General features: G+C 55.7%; 19 protein-coding genes. 10 read left to right on the forward strand and 9 right to left on the reverse strand.

Features of this window, described 5'->3' with window-relative positions; genetic code table 11:
* Nucleotides 1-22 precede the first annotated feature (22 nt).
* The 7 genes from yajD to hypA all read right to left on the reverse strand — a co-directional run bounded on the left by yajD (nucleotide 23) and on the right by hypA (nucleotide 6,215).
* A complete protein-coding gene (yajD, locus tag EHN07_RS07930) occupies nucleotides 23-370 on the reverse strand; it encodes an HNH nuclease YajD (RefSeq protein ID WP_124023637.1) in 348 nt (115 codons plus the stop codon).
* Nucleotides 371-418: 48 nt separating this feature from the next.
* Entirely contained in the window at nucleotides 419-2,503 is a 2,085-nt protein-coding gene (gene flhA, locus EHN07_RS07935; protein ID WP_124023638.1) for a formate hydrogenlyase transcriptional activator FlhA, read from the reverse strand.
* A 117-nt stretch (nucleotides 2,504-2,620) separates the two neighbouring features.
* Nucleotides 2,621-3,631 carry a hydrogenase expression/formation protein HypE gene (gene hypE / locus EHN07_RS07940; protein WP_124023639.1) on the reverse strand — a complete coding sequence of 337 codons (1,011 nt, stop codon included), beginning with the start codon at nucleotides 3,629-3,631 and terminating at the stop codon, nucleotides 2,621-2,623.
* On the reverse strand, nucleotides 3,628-4,749 hold the full coding sequence (gene hypD / locus EHN07_RS07945) for a hydrogenase formation protein HypD (RefSeq protein ID WP_124023682.1): 1,122 nt from the start codon (nucleotides 4,747-4,749) through the stop codon (nucleotides 3,628-3,630). Before hypD ends, hypE begins: the two co-directional genes overlap by 4 nt.
* Nucleotides 4,749-5,009: a HypC/HybG/HupF family hydrogenase formation chaperone gene (gene hypC / locus EHN07_RS07950; protein WP_124023640.1), complete on the reverse strand. Its 261-nt coding sequence runs from the start codon at nucleotides 5,007-5,009 to the stop codon at nucleotides 4,749-4,751. The genes hypD and hypC overlap by 1 nt, the downstream gene beginning before the upstream one ends.
* Entirely contained in the window at nucleotides 5,000-5,863 is an 864-nt protein-coding gene (hypB, locus tag EHN07_RS07955; RefSeq protein ID WP_124023641.1) for a hydrogenase nickel incorporation protein HypB, read from the reverse strand. Before hypB ends, hypC begins: the two co-directional genes overlap by 10 nt.
* Nucleotides 5,856-6,215: a hydrogenase maturation nickel metallochaperone HypA gene (gene hypA / locus EHN07_RS07960; protein ID WP_124023642.1), complete on the reverse strand. Its 360-nt coding sequence runs from the start codon at nucleotides 6,213-6,215 to the stop codon at nucleotides 5,856-5,858. Before hypA ends, hypB begins: the two co-directional genes overlap by 8 nt.
* A gap of 239 nt (nucleotides 6,216-6,454) precedes the next feature.
* Between hypA and hycA the strand changes: the two genes are divergently transcribed.
* The 9 genes from hycA to hycI all read left to right on the forward strand — a co-directional run bounded on the left by hycA (nucleotide 6,455) and on the right by hycI (nucleotide 14,264).
* Nucleotides 6,455-6,910: a formate hydrogenlyase regulator HycA gene (gene hycA, locus EHN07_RS07965; RefSeq protein ID WP_124023643.1), complete on the forward strand. Its 456-nt coding sequence runs from the start codon at nucleotides 6,455-6,457 to the stop codon at nucleotides 6,908-6,910.
* An 85-nt stretch (nucleotides 6,911-6,995) separates the two neighbouring features.
* Complete coding sequence (locus EHN07_RS07970; RefSeq protein ID WP_124023644.1) at nucleotides 6,996-7,601, forward strand: 4Fe-4S dicluster domain-containing protein; 606 nt, start codon at nucleotides 6,996-6,998, stop codon at nucleotides 7,599-7,601.
* The gene (gene hycC / locus EHN07_RS07975) at nucleotides 7,598-9,406 is read left to right on the forward strand and encodes a formate hydrogenlyase subunit 3 (protein WP_124023645.1); all 1,809 of its coding nucleotides are present in this window, start codon (nucleotides 7,598-7,600) and stop codon (nucleotides 9,404-9,406) included. Before EHN07_RS07970 ends, hycC begins: the two co-directional genes overlap by 4 nt.
* Before the next feature lie 10 nt (nucleotides 9,407-9,416).
* On the forward strand, nucleotides 9,417-10,343 hold the full coding sequence (locus EHN07_RS07980) for a respiratory chain complex I subunit 1 family protein (RefSeq protein WP_124023646.1): 927 nt from the start codon (nucleotides 9,417-9,419) through the stop codon (nucleotides 10,341-10,343).
* A 17-nt stretch (nucleotides 10,344-10,360) separates the two neighbouring features.
* On the forward strand, nucleotides 10,361-12,070 hold the full coding sequence (locus EHN07_RS07985; protein WP_124023647.1) for a hydrogenase large subunit: 1,710 nt from the start codon (nucleotides 10,361-10,363) through the stop codon (nucleotides 12,068-12,070).
* An 11-nt stretch (nucleotides 12,071-12,081) separates the two neighbouring features.
* Nucleotides 12,082-12,627, forward strand: a complete 546-nt coding sequence (locus tag EHN07_RS07990; protein WP_124023648.1) for a formate hydrogenlyase complex iron-sulfur subunit — start codon at nucleotides 12,082-12,084, stop codon at nucleotides 12,625-12,627.
* Nucleotides 12,624-13,391, forward strand: coding sequence for an NADH-quinone oxidoreductase subunit B family protein (locus EHN07_RS07995; RefSeq protein WP_124023649.1), 768 nt, complete (start codon nucleotides 12,624-12,626; stop codon nucleotides 13,389-13,391). The genes EHN07_RS07990 and EHN07_RS07995 overlap by 4 nt, the downstream gene beginning before the upstream one ends.
* Complete coding sequence (locus EHN07_RS08000) at nucleotides 13,388-13,798, forward strand: formate hydrogenlyase maturation HycH family protein (protein ID WP_115626923.1); 411 nt, start codon at nucleotides 13,388-13,390, stop codon at nucleotides 13,796-13,798. The genes EHN07_RS07995 and EHN07_RS08000 overlap by 4 nt, the downstream gene beginning before the upstream one ends.
* Nucleotides 13,791-14,264 (forward strand): hydrogenase maturation peptidase HycI, encoded by a 474-nt coding sequence (gene hycI / locus EHN07_RS08005; RefSeq protein WP_124023650.1) that lies wholly within the window; start codon nucleotides 13,791-13,793, stop codon nucleotides 14,262-14,264. Before EHN07_RS08000 ends, hycI begins: the two co-directional genes overlap by 8 nt.
* Nucleotides 14,265-14,343: 79 nt before the next feature.
* Here hycI and EHN07_RS08010 read toward each other — a convergent pair whose 3' ends face one another.
* Together EHN07_RS08010 and EHN07_RS08015 are read right to left on the reverse strand one after the other, a co-directional pair.
* A complete protein-coding gene (locus tag EHN07_RS08010) occupies nucleotides 14,344-14,628 on the reverse strand; it encodes a helix-turn-helix domain-containing protein (protein WP_124023651.1) in 285 nt (94 codons plus the stop codon).
* Nucleotides 14,625-14,927, reverse strand: a complete 303-nt coding sequence (locus EHN07_RS08015; RefSeq protein WP_279630490.1) for a type II toxin-antitoxin system RelE/ParE family toxin — start codon at nucleotides 14,925-14,927, stop codon at nucleotides 14,625-14,627. The genes EHN07_RS08010 and EHN07_RS08015 overlap by 4 nt, the downstream gene beginning before the upstream one ends.
* Nucleotides 14,928-15,187: 260 nt before the next feature.
* Between EHN07_RS08015 and hydN the strand changes: the two genes are divergently transcribed.
* Nucleotides 15,188-15,733, forward strand: a complete 546-nt coding sequence (gene hydN / locus EHN07_RS08020) for an electron transport protein HydN (RefSeq protein ID WP_124023684.1) — start codon at nucleotides 15,188-15,190, stop codon at nucleotides 15,731-15,733.
* Nucleotides 15,734-15,761: the final 28 nt, after the last annotated feature.

Genomic DNA, 15,761 nt, shown 5'->3' on the forward strand with positions numbered 1-15,761 from the left:
GTTAAGCTTGCCCACCGAATAATTATTTCTTTTTATTAAGCAGCGATTTTAAATCCGCGAAGGGATTATAGGTCGCTTCGCCGACCTCTTTTTGAGCGTCTTCACCCGCTACTACACGCGTGCCGTATTGGTCGGCTTCGGTGTATTTGGAATGCTCATGGTCGTGGCAGTACAGGCACAATAGCTCCCAGTTGCTGCCGTCTTCCGGGTTATTGGTATGATCATGGTCGATATGGTGAACCGTCAGCTCGCGCAGGTTTGAATAAACAAACTCACGCGAACAGCGCCCGCATACCCACGGGTAGATTTTTAATGCTTTTTCACGATAGCCGCTTTCCAGCCGCGTGTAGTTTTTCGGGATCAGAGCCATAGTCAACGCCTGTCAATTATACAAATCAGAGATATCACCAGTTTCCGGTTAATTTCCCTCTTTATCAATCCCCAAACGTTTCATACGTGAAAGCAGCGTGGTGCGCTTTAACCCTAAACGTTGCGCCGCACCGCGCGGGCCAGCAACCACGCCGTTGGTCTCTTTGAGCACGCGCAAAATTCTCTGCGTCTCATTTTCCCCTTCACGAAACTCTTCGCTCGCCACCAGCGGTGCCGGTTTTTCTTGCGGCGGCTGATAGTCCATTTCAGGCAAGGAGAGATGCAGCACATTGCCCCGGGTCAGCAGCACCGCGCGTTCGATGACGTTTTCCAGCTCGCGCACGTTGCCCGGCCAGTCCATACGGCTGAGCGCACGCAGGGTTTCAGCCGGAATGCTGTCAATATTGCGGTTCATGCGATGGGCGATTTTAAAGGTGAAGGATTTCACCAGCAGCGGAATATCTTCCGGGCGCTCGCGCAGCGGCGGCAGCATAATCGGGAACACGTTCAGGCGGTAGTAAAGATCGCTGCGAAACTCGCGCTCCGCCACCATCTCTTTAAGATTGCGGTTGGTGGCGGCGATTAAGCGCACATCCACCTGCTGCACTTTATTGCTGCCAAGGCGCTCAAATTCTTGTTCCTGAAGCACGCGCAGCAGCTTCGGCTGCAGCTCCAGCGGCATATCGCCGACTTCATCAAGGAACAGCGAGCTTTTATCCGCCAGCTCAAAACGCCCGATGCGCTGGGTGTTAGCGCCGGTAAATGCCCCGCGCTCGTGGCCGAACAGGTCGCTTTCCAGCAGCCCCGCGGGCATTGCCGCACAGTTAATTTTCACCATCCGGCGGCTGTTGCGCTCGCTCAGGTTGTGAATGGCTCGGGCAATCAGCTCCTTGCCCGTCCCCGTTTCACCAAGGATCAGCACGGTGCTATCGCTTTTGGCCACCATCTCAACCTGTTTAAGCACGTTGGACATCACGTCGCTGCGGCCAATAATTTCCCCAAAATCACTGGCGACATTATTGATCTGTTCGGTGAGATAGAGGTTCTCATCCACCAGGTTTTCTTTCAGGCGGTTGATTTCCTGATACGCCAGCGCGTTATCTACCGCAATCGCGATACGCTCGGCAATCTGGCGCAGCAGCTTGAGGTTTTGCGGGGTGAAGACGCCCGCCTTGCATTGCGCCAGTTTCAACACGCCCAGCATGTTATTGCCGAAAGTGAGCGGCAGCAGGCACAGCGTCTGGATTTGGTTGCCCCACATTTCAAACAGCATGCGTTCATAGGGCGCAAGCCTGTCGCCTTGATTGAGGTTTAACAGCAGCATTTCGCCGCTTTTAAACACCCGTTCGGAGAGCGTACCCGTCAGGGCCACATCGCTTTGGTCGTGGATTGGCGACTGCTCATCGACAAAGTGGGTGGAATAGACCGTCAGCCGGTCTTTGCGGTTGCCGCGCAAAACAATGCTGATGGAATCAATGGAGAAGTAGTGATGGATCTCGCGGGCAATCTCGCCGATCAGTTCATCAAGATCGAGCTTTGACAGCACGGTGTTTGTCACCGCGACCAGGATACGGAAATCGTCACGTTCGCGGCACAGCTGCTGATAGCCAAGGTGTGAGTCGATACGGCTCTGGATTTGTTCTGCCACCAGCCCGACTATCTGCGCCAGCGTATGCAGACGGTTGAGCTCTTTATCCGTCCAGTTTTGATCGCTATTGCGGATGAACTCACAGCCGCCAAAAATTTTGCCTTCAGCGGCCAGCGGCAGCAGGCAGTAGCGGCCGAAAGGCGCGTACAGTTCGAGATTCATCACCTGCGGCCAGGTGTCGTTAAACTCTTCCTGGGTGCAAACTAGCGCTTCCGGGCGCGAAAGCACCCGCCGCACCGGCCCATTTGCCAGCACCATTTCATCTTCGTAATGCAGCTCTTTGCCGTGGTTATCCAGGCCATAAAAGGCCACGCGCTGGTGCAGCGGATGATAAAGCAGAATATTCACTCTGTCCGCCAGCGCCCCCTGCTTCGCCAGCTGCGTCAGGCTGCTGGCAAGGGCCGGGAGATCGGGTTGCTGCAGCAGGGTACGCGTAATATCAAACAGCCCCTGCTGCCCGAGATCGCTCATCGGTGTGTATGGCATTTTGCTTATCCAAAAAAAGAGACCCGGCGAGTGACCGGGTAAGGAGTGTATTTATCATATAAATCGCGCCCGATGCTTTAGTGTAGCCAGAGTGCTACGCGGTAATCCGGGCCTGGGTCAACAAATGCGTGGTAGCGGTTCAGAATGCGGCAAATCTAAGGTCCGTTTTACCCCATAAAGTCCGGCGACGCGTACGCCTTTACGTTCAACGACATCGCCAATAATTGCCGCCTCTGTGCCGGACGGATGAGCGCGCAGTGCCGCAAGCACCGCTTCGGCGGATTCACGTTGAACCGCAATCACCAGTTTACCTTCGTTGGCAAAATTCAGCGCGTCAAGGCCGAGCAATTCACACACGCCACGCACTGCCGGGTTTAACGGCAGCTGGCTTTCAGCCACTTCCATTCCATATCCACAGGACGCCGCAAACTCATGCAGTACCGCATTCACGCCGCCGCGCGTGGCATCCCGCAGCGCTTTTACGCCGGGGATCTTCACCAGAGGGGCGATTAGCGGGGCCAGCACCGCACAATCACTGCTTAGCGCCCCTTCCAGACCCAGCGATTCACGCAGGTTAAGGATAGTCGCTCCGTGGTCACCTAAGGTCCCGCTGACGATCAAGACATCCCCCACGCCGATCTGCTGCGTGCCCCAGTTCAGACCTGCGGGAATGGCGCCCATCCCTGCGGTGTTGATAAACAGCTTATCTGCCGCCCCGCGCTGCACGACTTTGGTATCCCCCGTCACCACGGCAATACCGGCCGCTTTAGCCGTCGCCGCCATACTGGTGACAACACGCTCCAGCGTTTCCAGGGGTAAACCTTCTTCAAGGATAAATCCGCACGATAGCCAGCGCGGCGTCGCCCCGCAGACCGCAATGTCGTTCGCCGTCCCGCAAATAGCTAATTTGCCGATATCGCCGCCGGGGAAAAACAGCGGGTCGATAACATAGCTGTCGGTGGAAAAGGCCAGCCGGTCACCGCTGGCCGTCAGTTCAGCCAGCGGCAATCGGGCCTGATCTTCCTGCTCTGACAGCCACGGATTATCAAATGCCTGCATAAACAAGTCAGCTACCAGCTTTTGCATTGCCTGGCCGCCGCTGCCGTGGGCGAGTTCTATCGTTTTCATGCTTCGCACTCCTGGCCGCGATACTGATACCACGCGGCACATGCACCTTCGGATGACACCATCAAAGCGCCAAAGGCATTTTGAGGATTGCAGGTTTGGCCGAACATCGGGCACTGATGCGGTTTGCAACGCCCGGTGAGCACATCGCCACAGCGGGCGAGCGGGTCGTCGTACACCTGCTGCGGCGCGGGTTTGAAATGATCCTCCGCATCGAACTGACGATAGTCTGCGGTCAGCTGTACGCCGGAATCGCTGATGGTGCCAAGCCCGCGCCATTCCGCATCACCGCGCACGGTAAACACCTCTGAAATCGCCTGCTGCGCCAGGTTGTTTCCGGCATCCGGCACCACGCGTTTGTACTGATTTTCCACTTTGCTGCGCTGCTGGATTTTTTGCTCCACCAGCATCACCACGCCCTGCAATAAATCCAGCGGCTCAAAGCCTGCCACCACCAGCGGGCGCTGATGCTGGGTCGCGATAAAATGATAGGCGGCGGTGCCGATCACCATGCTGACATGACCGGGAGCGAGGAACGCATCAATGCCGTTATCCGGCTGTTCAAGCAGGCTACGCAACGTAGGGATCAGCGTGATGTGCTGGCAGAAAAAGTAAAAATTAGTGATGCCCTGCGCTTTCGCCTGTTGCAGCGTGATGGCGGTCGTCGGCATCGTAGTTTCAAAACCGAGGCCAAAGAACACCACTTTTTTATCCAGATTCTGACTGGCTAAAGCGAGCGCATCCATCGGCGAATACACCACGCGCACATCCGCACCGCGCGCTTTGGCCTGCATCAGCGAGCCGTTTTTACCCGGCACGCGCATCGCGTCGCCAAAGGTGCAAAAAATCACCTCCGGGTGGCTGGCAATTTCGATACAGGTGTCGATACGCCCCATGGGCAACACGCACACCGGGCAGCCGGGCCCATGAATAAACTCAATGTTATCGGGCAGTAACTGGTCGAGACCAAACTTAAAGATAGCGTGTGTATGCCCACCGCAGACTTCCATAATGCGCAGCGGGCGCCGTGCGGTATAGGGCAGCTCAGGCGCGCGTTCACGTAACACATCAATAAGCTGCATCACTTTTTCCGGCGCACGATATTCATCAACAAAGCGCATCATCGACTTTCTTCCCCAAACAGCAGGCCGCCAACGTCAGGCTCCACTTCAAACATGTTTTGCAATGCGTCGAGCGTGTCGCGAGCTTCGGCTTCATCAATAATAGCCATCGCAAAACCAACGTGAACCAGCACCCACTGGCCAGGTTGCGCCTCGCCCACCAGCATCAGGTTGACGTCGCGTTTGATGCCGCAGACATCGACTTTGGCGCTACCGTCTGGCAAACGCTCAACGATTTGGCCCGGAATGCCTATGCACATCGTTCAGCCTCCAGCCAGTTCAGCCATTGTTCCATGCCTTCGCCGCTGGTCGCGGAAACCAGAATGATTTCAATATCCGGATTCACCTGGCGGGCGTAATCGAGGCATTTATCGACGTCGAACTGTAAGTACGGCAGCAGATCGATTTTGTTGAGCAGCATGAGGGAAGCCGCAGCAAACATATGGGGATATTTCAGCGGTTTGTCTTCGCCTTCGGTAACCGAAAGCACCGCCACTTTATGGCGTTCGCCGAGATCAAAACTCGCCGGGCACACCAGGTTACCCACGTTTTCGATAAACAGAATGCCGTTACGTTCAAGCGGCAGGCGCTGCATGGCATCGCGGATCATCTGCGCATCAAGGTGGCAACCTTTGCCAGTATTCACCTGAATGGCTGGCGTGCCGGTGGCGCGAATACGTTCCGCGTCATTCACCGTTTGCTGATCGCCTTCAATAACCGCGCAAGGTACATTACCGTGCAGGCGTTTTAAGCTTTCGGTCAGCAGCGTGGTTTTACCGGAGCCTGGGCTGGAAACCAGGTTCAGCACCAGCTGTTGCCGTTTAGCAAATTGTTCGCGGTTATACACGGCGAGCTGGTTGTTCTTATCGAGCACGTTAAGTTCGATTTCCAGCATCCGGCGCTGCGTCATACCGGGCGCGTGGGTGCCCGCCGCGCCGTGACCGTAATGCAGGTCACCCTGATCGTCGGCAGTGGGGGCAAATTTCATGCCGGTGATTGGCGTCAGCGCTCGCGCGGCTGGCGCAAAAGGCGCACTACGGAAACCGGAGTGCGGGTTGCGCTCATCGCCTTCTATATACAGGTTGCCTTCAGCACAACCACAGGTGCTACACATGATTTGTCTCCTCTACTTCCAGACGTTTAATCTGTACGCCATCATCCGCCACGATGCGTAAGTTGCTGCCTTCGCACAGCGGGCAGCGCCGCACCAGCTGCGTTAACAAGGTGATGTGTTGCTGACAGCCGTAGCACCAGCATTCCGCTTGCTGTTGATGAATATGAAGCTGGCAGCCTTCGGCTAAGGTGTCGCGGCACACTAAGTCGAAACAGAACTCCAGCGCGCTTTGCTCAACGCAGGAGAAAGCGCCCACTTCGAGCCAGACGCCGGTGACGCGAGTCGCGCCGTGCTGGCGGGCCTGAGCTTCAATGAGTTCCAGTGCGCGTTGGCAGAGGGTGATTTCGTGCATAGTACCTCCGGGGATATCTGGCAGAGGTAATGCAAGGATGATGCCAGATGCAGCCTCACCCTCGGGGAGAGTCGGGGTGAGGGTGATCAATCAACGCACCGTCAAAGATGTCGAAATGACATGTCAACTCTGCGGCTACCCGCCACGAATCCACACAAAAACCAACAATTTCAGACAAATACAAACTTGGCACGAAACATGCTCTGTAGACGCATCAGCAAAAACAGAGTGATTTAAAAATGAACATTTGGGAACTGAGCGAAAAAGCCGAATACATTGCCGACAAGCACCAGCGCTTGCTTACGCAGTGGCAGCAATACTGCAATACGTTGATTCAGGGCATCACCCTTTCTAAAGCCAGGCTGCATCACGCGGTAGGCTGCAACCCTGATGATTCCCTGCGCTTCTTCTTATTTGACCATTTCATTATTAACGTGCGCCTCGCCGAAGGCTTTAACAGCCATACCATTGAATACTATGTCGAAAAACGTAGCGGCGAAGACAGAGTCCTGATTGCCAAAGCGATGCTTGATGACGAAGGCCGCATCGACAACAGCATCAGTAACCGTGACCGCGAAAACGTGCTCGATCATTACCTCGAAAAAATTCGTCCGGTCTATGAAAGCCTGTACAGCGCAGTGAACAGCGATACCCCAGTGTCGATGGGTCAACTGCAGCAAAGTGCTCAGGCCTGATTGCTCCTCTGGGTGTCGAAAACTGTCGAAACGACAGGCTTCGGCACGGTTTCGTCAAAAATGATGATGCTTTAAGGAACACCTGGTGAACCGCTTTATTATCGCCGACTCCAAACTCTGCATGGGTTGCCATACCTGCGAGGCGGCCTGCTCTGAAACGCACCGCCTGCACGGCCTGCAATCCATGCCGCGCCTGAAAGTGATGCGTGACGCGAATGATTCCGCGCCGCAAATGTGCCATCACTGCGAAGATGCGCCCTGCGCGGGCGTTTGCCCGGCTAACGCTATTACTCGCATCGATGGCGCGGTACAGCTTAATGAAAGCCTCTGCGTCAGCTGCAAACTGTGCGCCATCGCCTGCCCGTTCGGTTCGATTGAATTCTCCGGCAGCCGTCCTATCCATATCCCGGCAAATGCCAACAGCCCGAAGGCACCACCAGCCCCTCCCGCACCTGCTCGCGTCAGCTCGCTAATCGACTGGGTGCCCGGCATTCGCGCCATTGCGGTGAAATGCGACCTGTGCAGTTTCGATGAAAATGGCCCGGCGTGTGTGCGCACCTGCCCGACCAAAGCATTGCGCGTGGTTGATAACCACGATATTGCCCAATCAAGCAAGCGCAAACGTGAACTGACCCTGGGCGCGACGCCTGGCGATCTCACCCTGTTTACCCAGCCGAAGGTGAAAAAATGAGTGCTTTTATCCTGATTCATTGGGCGCTGATGGGATTTGTGCTAAGCGCGGTGCTGGCAGGTATCACGGCCTTTAATAAGCCGATTAGCGGTTTTATTGCTGGGATCGGCGGAACCATCAGCTCGATCATGGTTTTACTCGCCGGTTTCAATGCCTTAACTGGCTTTACCGGTATGGCGCAAGTCTGGCAGCTGCATGTACAGCTTAACGCGTTTAACGGCGTGTGGCTGGTGACGCTGGCTCTGCCTGGCCTGTTCATCTCTTTGTTTAACATCGACTGGCATCGTCATCACGCCATTAAAGCGAACGGCTTGCTGGTGAACCTGGTGATGGCGGCAGCGGTAGCGGCACTGGTTGCGGATAACCTCGGCATGCTGGTGGTGCTGGCGGAAATCGTGGCGTTGAGCGGCTACTTCCTGACGGGCTGCCAGAAATCCGGCCAGCTTTGGTTTGCGCTGGGCCGCCTGGGTACGATGCTGCTGGCGGTGGCCTGCGGGTTACTGTGGAAACAGTACGGCACGCTGAGCTATGCCGAACTACACCAGATGACCAACGGCGCACCAATCAGCTCCGTAGTCTGGCTGCTGAGCCTGGTCGGTTTTGGCCTGCTTGCAGGCATTATTCCGCTGCATGGCTGGGTCCCGCAAGCACACGCCAACGCTTCTGCTCCGGCAGCCGCGCTGTTCTCCGCCGTGGTGCTGAAAATTGGCCTGTACGGCATCATGAGTTTCTCGCTTATCAGCAACGTCATGCCGTTATGGTGGGGCATTTTAGTCGTAGTTCTGGGGATAATTACTGCGTTTATCGGCGGCCTGTACGCGCTGATGGAGCACAACATCAACCGCCTGCTGGCTTATCACTCGCTGGAAAACATCGGCATTATTCTGCTCGGCCTGGGCTGTGGCCTGATGGGGCTTGCGCTAAACGAATCAACGCTGGTGGCGCTCGGGATGGTGGGTGGCCTGTATCACCTGTTCAACCATAGCCTGTTCAAAACCACGTTGTTCCTCGGCGCTGGCGCGGTCTGGTTCCGTACCGGTCATCGCGATATCGAAAAGCTCGGTGGGATTGGCAAACGTATGCCGCTGATTGCTATCGCCATGCTGGTGGGTTTAATGGCGATGGCTGCACTGCCTCCGCTCAACGGTTTTGCCGGTGAGTGGGTCATTTACCAGTCCTTCTTCCACCTCGGCACGTTGCCGCTGTTTATTGCACATTTCTTAGGGCCGCTGTTGGCTGTAGGCCTGGCGATTACCGGCGCGCTGGCGGTGATGTGTATGGCGAAGGTTTATGGTGTGACTTTCCTCGGCGCGCCTCGCACCCCAGAAGCTGAAAACGCGACCCCGGCACCTTTCCTGATGAGCCTGTCCGTGGCAGCGCTGGCCGCCTGTTGTGTGATTGCCGGGGTTGCCGCTCCGTGGTTGATTCCGCTACTGCAAAACGCGATTCCGCTGCCGCTGCAAACCGCGAATACCACCGTTTCACAACCGATGATTACCCTGCTGCTGATTGCCAGCCCGCTGCTGCCCTTCATTCTGATGGTGATGTTCCGTGGCGACCGTCTGCCAAACCGCACACGCGGCACGGCCTGGGTCTGCGGTTACGATCACGAACAGGCGATGGTGATTACGGCGGGCGGTTTTGCTCAGCCAGTGAAAGCGGCGTTCGCGCCGCTGCTGAAACTGCGCAAAACCCTGAACCCGGTGAAGTGGGTGCCTGGCTGGCAGTGTGATTGCCTTGCCGGTACGTTCCGTCGCCTGGCGATGATCGAACTGGCGGTGTTGCTGGTTGCGGTTTGCGCTTAAGGAGCCTGAGATGAATACCCTTTTCTTTTCGTTGATTCAGGCGCTGGTTTTGTTTGCCGTCGCGCCGCTGTTGTCTGGTATTACCCGCGTCACTCGCGCCCGTATGCACAACCGCCGTGGGCCTGGCGTACTGCAGGAATATCGCGACCTGTTTAAATTATTTAGCCGCCAAAGCGTGGCCCCAGCCGCCTCCGGCTGGGTGTTCCGCCTGATGCCGTTTGTGATGGTTGGCGTGATGCTGACGATTGCCACCGCTCTGCCGGTGGTAACGCTGTATTCACCGCTGCCGTCGCTGGGCGATTTGATAACGCTTATCTATCTGTTCGCCATCGCCCGTTTCTTCTTTGCGATTGCGGGTCTCGACACCGGTAGCCCGTTTACCGCCATCGGGGCCAGCCGTGAAGCGATGTTGGGCGTGCTGGTTGAGCCCATCCTGATTCTGGGACTGTGGGTTGCCGCGCAAGTGGCAGGTAGCACGCATATCAGCAATATCGCTTCCACCATTTATCACTGGCCAGCCGCACAAAGCTTAACGCTGATCCTCGCGCTCGCCGCCTGCGCATTCGCCACCTTTATCGAAATGGGCAAACTGCCGTTTGACCTCGCAGAAGCCGAGCAGGAATTGCAGGAAGGGCCGTTGACCGAATACAGCGGCGCAGGTTTTGCGGTGCTGAAATGGGGGATTTCCCTCAAGCAGCTGGTAGTGCTGCAAATGTTCGTTGGCGTGTTCCTGCCGTGGGGCCAGATGAGCGAATTTAGCTGGGGCGGCCTGGCGATTGCGCTGGTTCTGGCCGCGGTAAAACTGGTTGCTGGCGTACTGATTATTGCGCTGTTCGAGAACAGCATGGCGCGTTTGCGCATGCTGGAAACCTCAACGGTTACCTGGGCCGGTTTTGGCTTTGCCTTTTTAGCCTTCGTCTCCTTGCTGGCGGCGTGATTTAAGAGAATTTATCTATGTCTGAAGAAAAGATTGGCCAACATTATCTCGCGGCGCTGCATAAGCAATTTCCTCATGCGGTGATCGACGAAGCGTGGCAGACCAAAGACCAAATCACCGTCACCGTGAAGCTCAATATGCTGCCAGAAGTGGTGGAGTGGCTTTACTACCAGCAGGGCGGCTGGTTATCCGTGCTGTTCGGCAACGATGAGCGCCAGCTGTGCGGTAACTATGCGGTGTATTACGTGCTTTCCATGGAAAGCGGCGTGAAATGCTGGATTACCGTGCGCGTAGAAGTTGACGCCGACAAACCGGAATTCCCGTCCGTTACGCCACGCGTACCTGCTGCGGTTTGGGGCGAGCGTGAAGTGCGCGACATGTACGGCCTGCAGCCTGTCGGTCTGCCGGATGAGCGCCGTTTAGTGCTGCCGGATGACTGGCCAGACGACCTGTATCCGCTGCGTAAAGACAGCATGGATTACCGCCAGCGCCCGGCACCAACCAGCGATCGGGAAACTTACGAGTTCATCAACGAACTGGGCAGCAAAAAGAACAACGTGGTGCCGATTGGCCCGCTGCATGTGACAAGCGATGAACCCGGCCACTTCCGCCTGTTCGTTGATGGCGAAAACATTATCGACGCCGATTACCGTCTGTTCTACGTCCACCGCGGCATGGAAAAACTGGCTGAAACCCGTATGGGCTACAACGAAGTCACCTTCTTGTCTGACCGCGTATGTGGCATCTGTGGCTTCGCCCACAGCACCGCCTATACCACCTCAGTTGAGAACGCGATGGGCATCGTGGTGCCAGAACGCGCCCAGATGATCCGCGCGATTTTGCTGGAAGTAGAACGACTGCACAGCCACCTGCTGAACCTCGGCCTCGCCTGCCACTTCGTCGGCTTCGACTCCGGCTTTATGCAGTTCTTCCGCGTGCGTGAGATGTCGATGAAAATGGCAGAAATCCTCACCGGCGCGCGTAAAACTTACGGCCTGAACCTGATCGGCGGGATTCGCCGCGATCTGTTGAAAGACGACATGATCCAGACGCGCCAGCTGGCACAGCAGATGCGTCGCGAAGTGAAAGATCTGGTCGATATCCTGATGAGCACGCCAAACATCGAACAACGCACCGTCGGCATTGGCCGCCTGGACCCGCAAATCGCCCGCGATTTCAGCAACGTCGGCCCAATGGTTCGCGCCAGCGGCCACGCCCGTGACACTCGTGCCGATCACCCGTTTGTCGGCTACGGCCTGCTGCCAATGGAAGTTCACAGCGAAACCGGCTGTGATGTGCTTTCACGCCTGAAAGTGCGTATTAACGAGGTGTATACCGCATTGAATATGATTGATTTCGGCCTCGATAACCTGCCTGGCGGCCCGCTGGCGGTAGACGGCTTCACCTATATTCCGAACCGTTTCGCGCTTGGTTTCTCTGAAGCCCCGCGCGGCGATGATATTCACTGGTCGATGACCGGCGATAACCAGAAACTGTACCGCTGGCGCTGCCGTGCGGCGACCTACGCCAACTGGCCAACGCTGCGTTACATGCTGCGCGGCAACACCGTTTCTGATGCGCCACTGATCATCGGCAGCCTGGACCCTTGCTACTCCTGTACCGACCGCATGACGGTGGTGGATGTACGCAAGCGCAAGACCAAAGTGGTGCCGTACAAAGAGCTTGAGCGCTACAGCATTGAACGTACTAATTCGCCGCTGAAATAGACGGAGTCACCATGTTTAACTTCATCAAAAAAGCCATTAAAGGCGGCGTGGCCACCGAGTCGTACCCGCTTCAACCGATCGCCGTGGACCCGAATTTCCGTGGCAAACCGGAACACAACCCGCAGCAATGTATCGGCTGTGCGGCCTGCGTGAACGCCTGTCCTTCCAACGCCCTGACGGTGGAAACCGATCTGATGGCGGGGCAACTGGCGTGGACTTTTAACCTGGGGCGCTGCATTTTCTGCGCGCGCTGTGAAGAAGTCTGCCCAACGGCAGCCATCAAGCTTTCTCAGCAATATGAGCTGGCGGTGTGGAACAAGGCGGATTTCCTGCAGCAGGCGCACTTTGATCTGTGCGACTGCCGCCAGTGCGGCAGGCCTTATGCCGTGCAAAAAGAGATTGATTACGCGATTGCGCTGCTTGAGCACAACGGCAACAAACTTGCCGAAGCGCACCGCGCCTCGTTCGAAACCTGCCCCGAATGCAAACGTAAGCTTTGCCTGGTCTCTTCCGACCAGATCGACCTTAGCCGCCAGATAAGAGAGGTGCGCTCATGAGTATGTTACTCGGCCCGCGCGACGATAAAGGCATGCCAGTGCCGATGACGGTGGATGAGTCCATCAGCCTGATGAAAACGTCGCTGCTGAAAAAAATCAAACGCTCCGCCTATGTTTACCGCGTTGACTGCGGTGGCTGTAACGGCTGCGAAATCGAAATTTTCGCCACCCTTTCACCACTTTTCGATGCAGAACGCTTCGGGATCAAAGTGGTTCCGTCGCCACGTCATGCGGACATTTTACTGTTTACCGGCGCTGTGACTCGCGCTATGCGTTCCCCCGCGCTACGCGCATGGGAATCAGCGCCGGACCCAAAAATATGTATTTCCTACGGCGCATGCGGCAACAGCGGCGGCATCTTCCACGATCTGTATTGCGTCTGGGGCGGCACCGATAAAATCGTCCCGGTAGACGTTTATATTCCAGGCTGCCCGCCAACGCCTGCGGCAACGCTGTACGGCTTTGCTATGGCATTAGGCTTGCTGGAGCAGAAAATCCACGCCCGCGAAGCCAGCGAAATGGATGCTCAACCGGCGCAGATTCTGCACCCGGATATGGTTCAGCCATTGCGTGTGCGCATCGACCGCGAGGCACGTCGTCTGGCAGGCTATCGCTATGGCCGCCAGATTGCCGACAGCTATATGGAAAACCTGACCGCCGGAAACGGCAGCGTCCAGCAGTGGCTGGCCCACGAGAACGATCCGCGTCTGACTGAAATCGTCAGCAATCTGGAAGCGCTGGTGAAGCAGGAGCGCGTGCCATGAGCGAGTCGGTGGTGTTTTGCCAGCTTAGCCGTAAGTTTGTCGATGAAAACGACAACACGCCGAGCGATGCGCAACAGGTGGTCTATTACAGCCTGGCAATCGGCCACCATCTGGGCGTTATCGACTGCCTGAAAGAGAACCTGGTTTGCTCGTATGAGCCTTACAAAGCGTGGATTGCCACGCTTGAAGAGGGCAGCGAAGCGCGGCGCAAAATGGAAGGGGTGCCGCGCTACGGTGAAATCGTTATCGACCAAAGCCATGTGGTTTTGCTGGCGAAAGCGTTTGATGCCGCCAAACCAACGCAAACTGAACAGCAGCAAGAGTGGAGCCAGGAATTGCTCGATATGCTGCAAGCTATTCAACAAGAACCCGCTATTTATTTGATGGTTCGGAGGCGTTATGACTAATGTTTTGCTGTGCGTCGGCAACAGCATGATGGGCGACGATGGCGCAGGCCCATTACTTGCCGAGAAATGCCAGGCCGCCCCGCAAGGCGACTGGGTGGTTATCGACGGCGGCAGCGCGCCGGAAAACGATGTGGTCGCGATTCGTGAATTGCGCCCGGATAGATTGCTGCTGGTGGATGCGACGGATATGGGCCTCAATCCTGGCGAAATCCGCATCATCGACCCGGACGACATCGCGGAAATGTTTATGATGACCACCCACAATATGCCGCTCAACTACCTGATCGATCAGCTGAAAGAAGACGTTGGCGAGGTGATTTTCTTGGGTATTCAGCCCGATATCATCGGCTTCTACTACCCAATGACCGACGCGGTAAAAGCGGCAGTTGAGACGGTATATCAAAGCCTGGCTGGCTGGGAAGGAAAAGGCGGTTTCGCACAGCTGGAAGCGCCTGAATTTGAGTGATTTTTGGTCGCTGGAGCTGCGCTTATTCCCCTGCAAAACCGCCTGGTTGAATAAGCGCAGCATCAGCTGATAATTCAAATTATAGGTAGTGGATATTGAGCGAGATCTTTGCGCCGCAGGCTGAGGCATAACGCTTGAGCATTTTGACGCTGGCGCTAAGCGGTTTTTTCTCAAGACGGCTAATACCCAACGCGTTGGTACCAAGCTTGTTTGCCAGCTCCATTTGCGTCAGTCCTGCTCTCTCACGCATTTCATATAATGCCTGAATTAACAGGATCTCCTGGTCGGCTTCATGGTATGCCTGCACGGACTCATCATCGCAAAGCATTCTTGTTTTCAGTTCATCAAGACAGACAGGTTTCACTTCATCAACTCCTTCAACCTTATACGTGCAATTTCAATGGCCTGATCCGGAGTTTTGCGTGTCTTTTTCGTAAAGGCATGCAGAATATAAATAGTTTGCCCGTAGCTAAAAGCATAGACCGTACGAGCAATCTCTTTATCGCCCACTCGCAGTTCAAAAAGCCCGTTACCCAACACCCGGCTATGGGGCATTCGCAGTTGATTTCCTTCAGATTCGAGTCGTTCAATTAAGCGAAACATTCGGCCTCGCAATTGCGAGGGTAAAGCCACGAGTTCTTCGGCTGCCGCTTCATGCGTCAATCATATTAACCCCTCCGTTCGTTAAAACATATCAAGAGGGAAACCTTCCCTGACGCATTTTTGGTTTGGCGTTGAGGAATTGCGAGGGGCTTTGCAAACCCTCTGTCATCTGCCCAAATGACATCGTCAAATGTGTCGATGTCACTGTCATCCCACCCCGGATCAATGCGCCACGCCCGGAATCACGCTAGTTTCAAAGTTGGCACACTTTATGTATGCCTAACACCGACTGATAAAAACACTCTTTCCAGGAGGCTATGATGAACCGATTCATCATTGCTGATTCAAGCAAATGTATTGGCTGTCGCACTTGCGAAGTGGCCTGTGTCGTGTCCCACCAGGAAGCGCAGGATTGCGCCGCATTAACCCCGCAAACCTTCCTGCCACGTATTCACGTGATTAAAGGCGTAAATGTTTCTACCGCGACCATGTGCCGCCAGTGCGAAGACGCCCCTTGCGCCAACGTCTGCCCGAACGGGGCCATCGCCCGCGAGCATGGCTTTGTCAACGTCATGCAGGAACGCTGCATCGGTTGCAAAACCTGCGTGGTTGCTTGCCCGTACGGCGCAATGGAAGTGGTTGTGCGTCCGGTTGTGCGCAACAGCGGCGCGGGTCTTAACGTAATGGCCGAAAAAGCCGAAGCGAATAAATGCGACCTTTGCCACACCCGCGCATCAGGCCCGGCCTGTATGGAAGCCTGTCCAACTAACGCCATTATCTGCGTTGATCGCAACAAACTTGAACAAATGAGTGCCGAAAAACGCCGTCGTGCCGCGTTTGATGCCACTTCATCTTTGATTTTCTAATTTCGCTTATTCACTTTTAACAGGTCTG

Origin of the sequence: Buttiauxella warmboldiae (assembly GCF_003818135.1) — a bacterium.
Lineage (GTDB): Bacteria > Pseudomonadota > Gammaproteobacteria > Enterobacterales > Enterobacteriaceae > Buttiauxella > Buttiauxella warmboldiae.

What these genes read in the sequence shown, in the direction of transcription:
- yajD (WP_124023637.1), bottom strand. Translation starts at nt 370, where the DNA reads ATGGCTCTGATCCCGAAAAACTACACGCGGCTGGAAAGCGGCTATCGT.
- flhA (WP_124023638.1), bottom strand. Translation starts at nt 2,503, where the DNA reads ATGCCATACACACCGATGAGCGATCTCGGGCAGCAGGGGCTGTTTGAT.
- hypE (WP_124023639.1), bottom strand. Translation starts at nt 3,631, where the DNA reads ATGAAAACGATAGAACTCGCCCACGGCAGCGGCGGCCAGGCAATGCAA.
- hypD (WP_124023682.1), bottom strand. Translation starts at nt 4,749, where the DNA reads ATGCGCTTTGTTGATGAATATCGTGCGCCGGAAAAAGTGATGCAGCTT.
- hypC (WP_124023640.1), bottom strand. Translation starts at nt 5,009, where the DNA reads ATGTGCATAGGCATTCCGGGCCAAATCGTTGAGCGTTTGCCAGACGGT.
- hypB (WP_124023641.1), bottom strand. Translation starts at nt 5,863, where the DNA reads ATGTGTAGCACCTGTGGTTGTGCTGAAGGCAACCTGTATATAGAAGGC.
- hypA (WP_124023642.1), bottom strand. Translation starts at nt 6,215, where the DNA reads ATGCACGAAATCACCCTCTGCCAACGCGCACTGGAACTCATTGAAGCT.
- hycA (WP_124023643.1), top strand. Translation starts at nt 6,455, where the DNA reads ATGAACATTTGGGAACTGAGCGAAAAAGCCGAATACATTGCCGACAAG.
- hycC (WP_124023645.1), top strand. Translation starts at nt 7,598, where the DNA reads ATGAGTGCTTTTATCCTGATTCATTGGGCGCTGATGGGATTTGTGCTA.
- EHN07_RS07980 (WP_124023646.1), top strand. Translation starts at nt 9,417, where the DNA reads ATGAATACCCTTTTCTTTTCGTTGATTCAGGCGCTGGTTTTGTTTGCC.
- EHN07_RS07985 (WP_124023647.1), top strand. Translation starts at nt 10,361, where the DNA reads ATGTCTGAAGAAAAGATTGGCCAACATTATCTCGCGGCGCTGCATAAG.
- EHN07_RS07990 (WP_124023648.1), top strand. Translation starts at nt 12,082, where the DNA reads ATGTTTAACTTCATCAAAAAAGCCATTAAAGGCGGCGTGGCCACCGAG.
- EHN07_RS07995 (WP_124023649.1), top strand. Translation starts at nt 12,624, where the DNA reads ATGAGTATGTTACTCGGCCCGCGCGACGATAAAGGCATGCCAGTGCCG.
- EHN07_RS08000 (WP_115626923.1), top strand. Translation starts at nt 13,388, where the DNA reads ATGAGCGAGTCGGTGGTGTTTTGCCAGCTTAGCCGTAAGTTTGTCGAT.
- hycI (WP_124023650.1), top strand. Translation starts at nt 13,791, where the DNA reads ATGACTAATGTTTTGCTGTGCGTCGGCAACAGCATGATGGGCGACGAT.
- hydN (WP_124023684.1), top strand. Translation starts at nt 15,188, where the DNA reads ATGAACCGATTCATCATTGCTGATTCAAGCAAATGTATTGGCTGTCGC.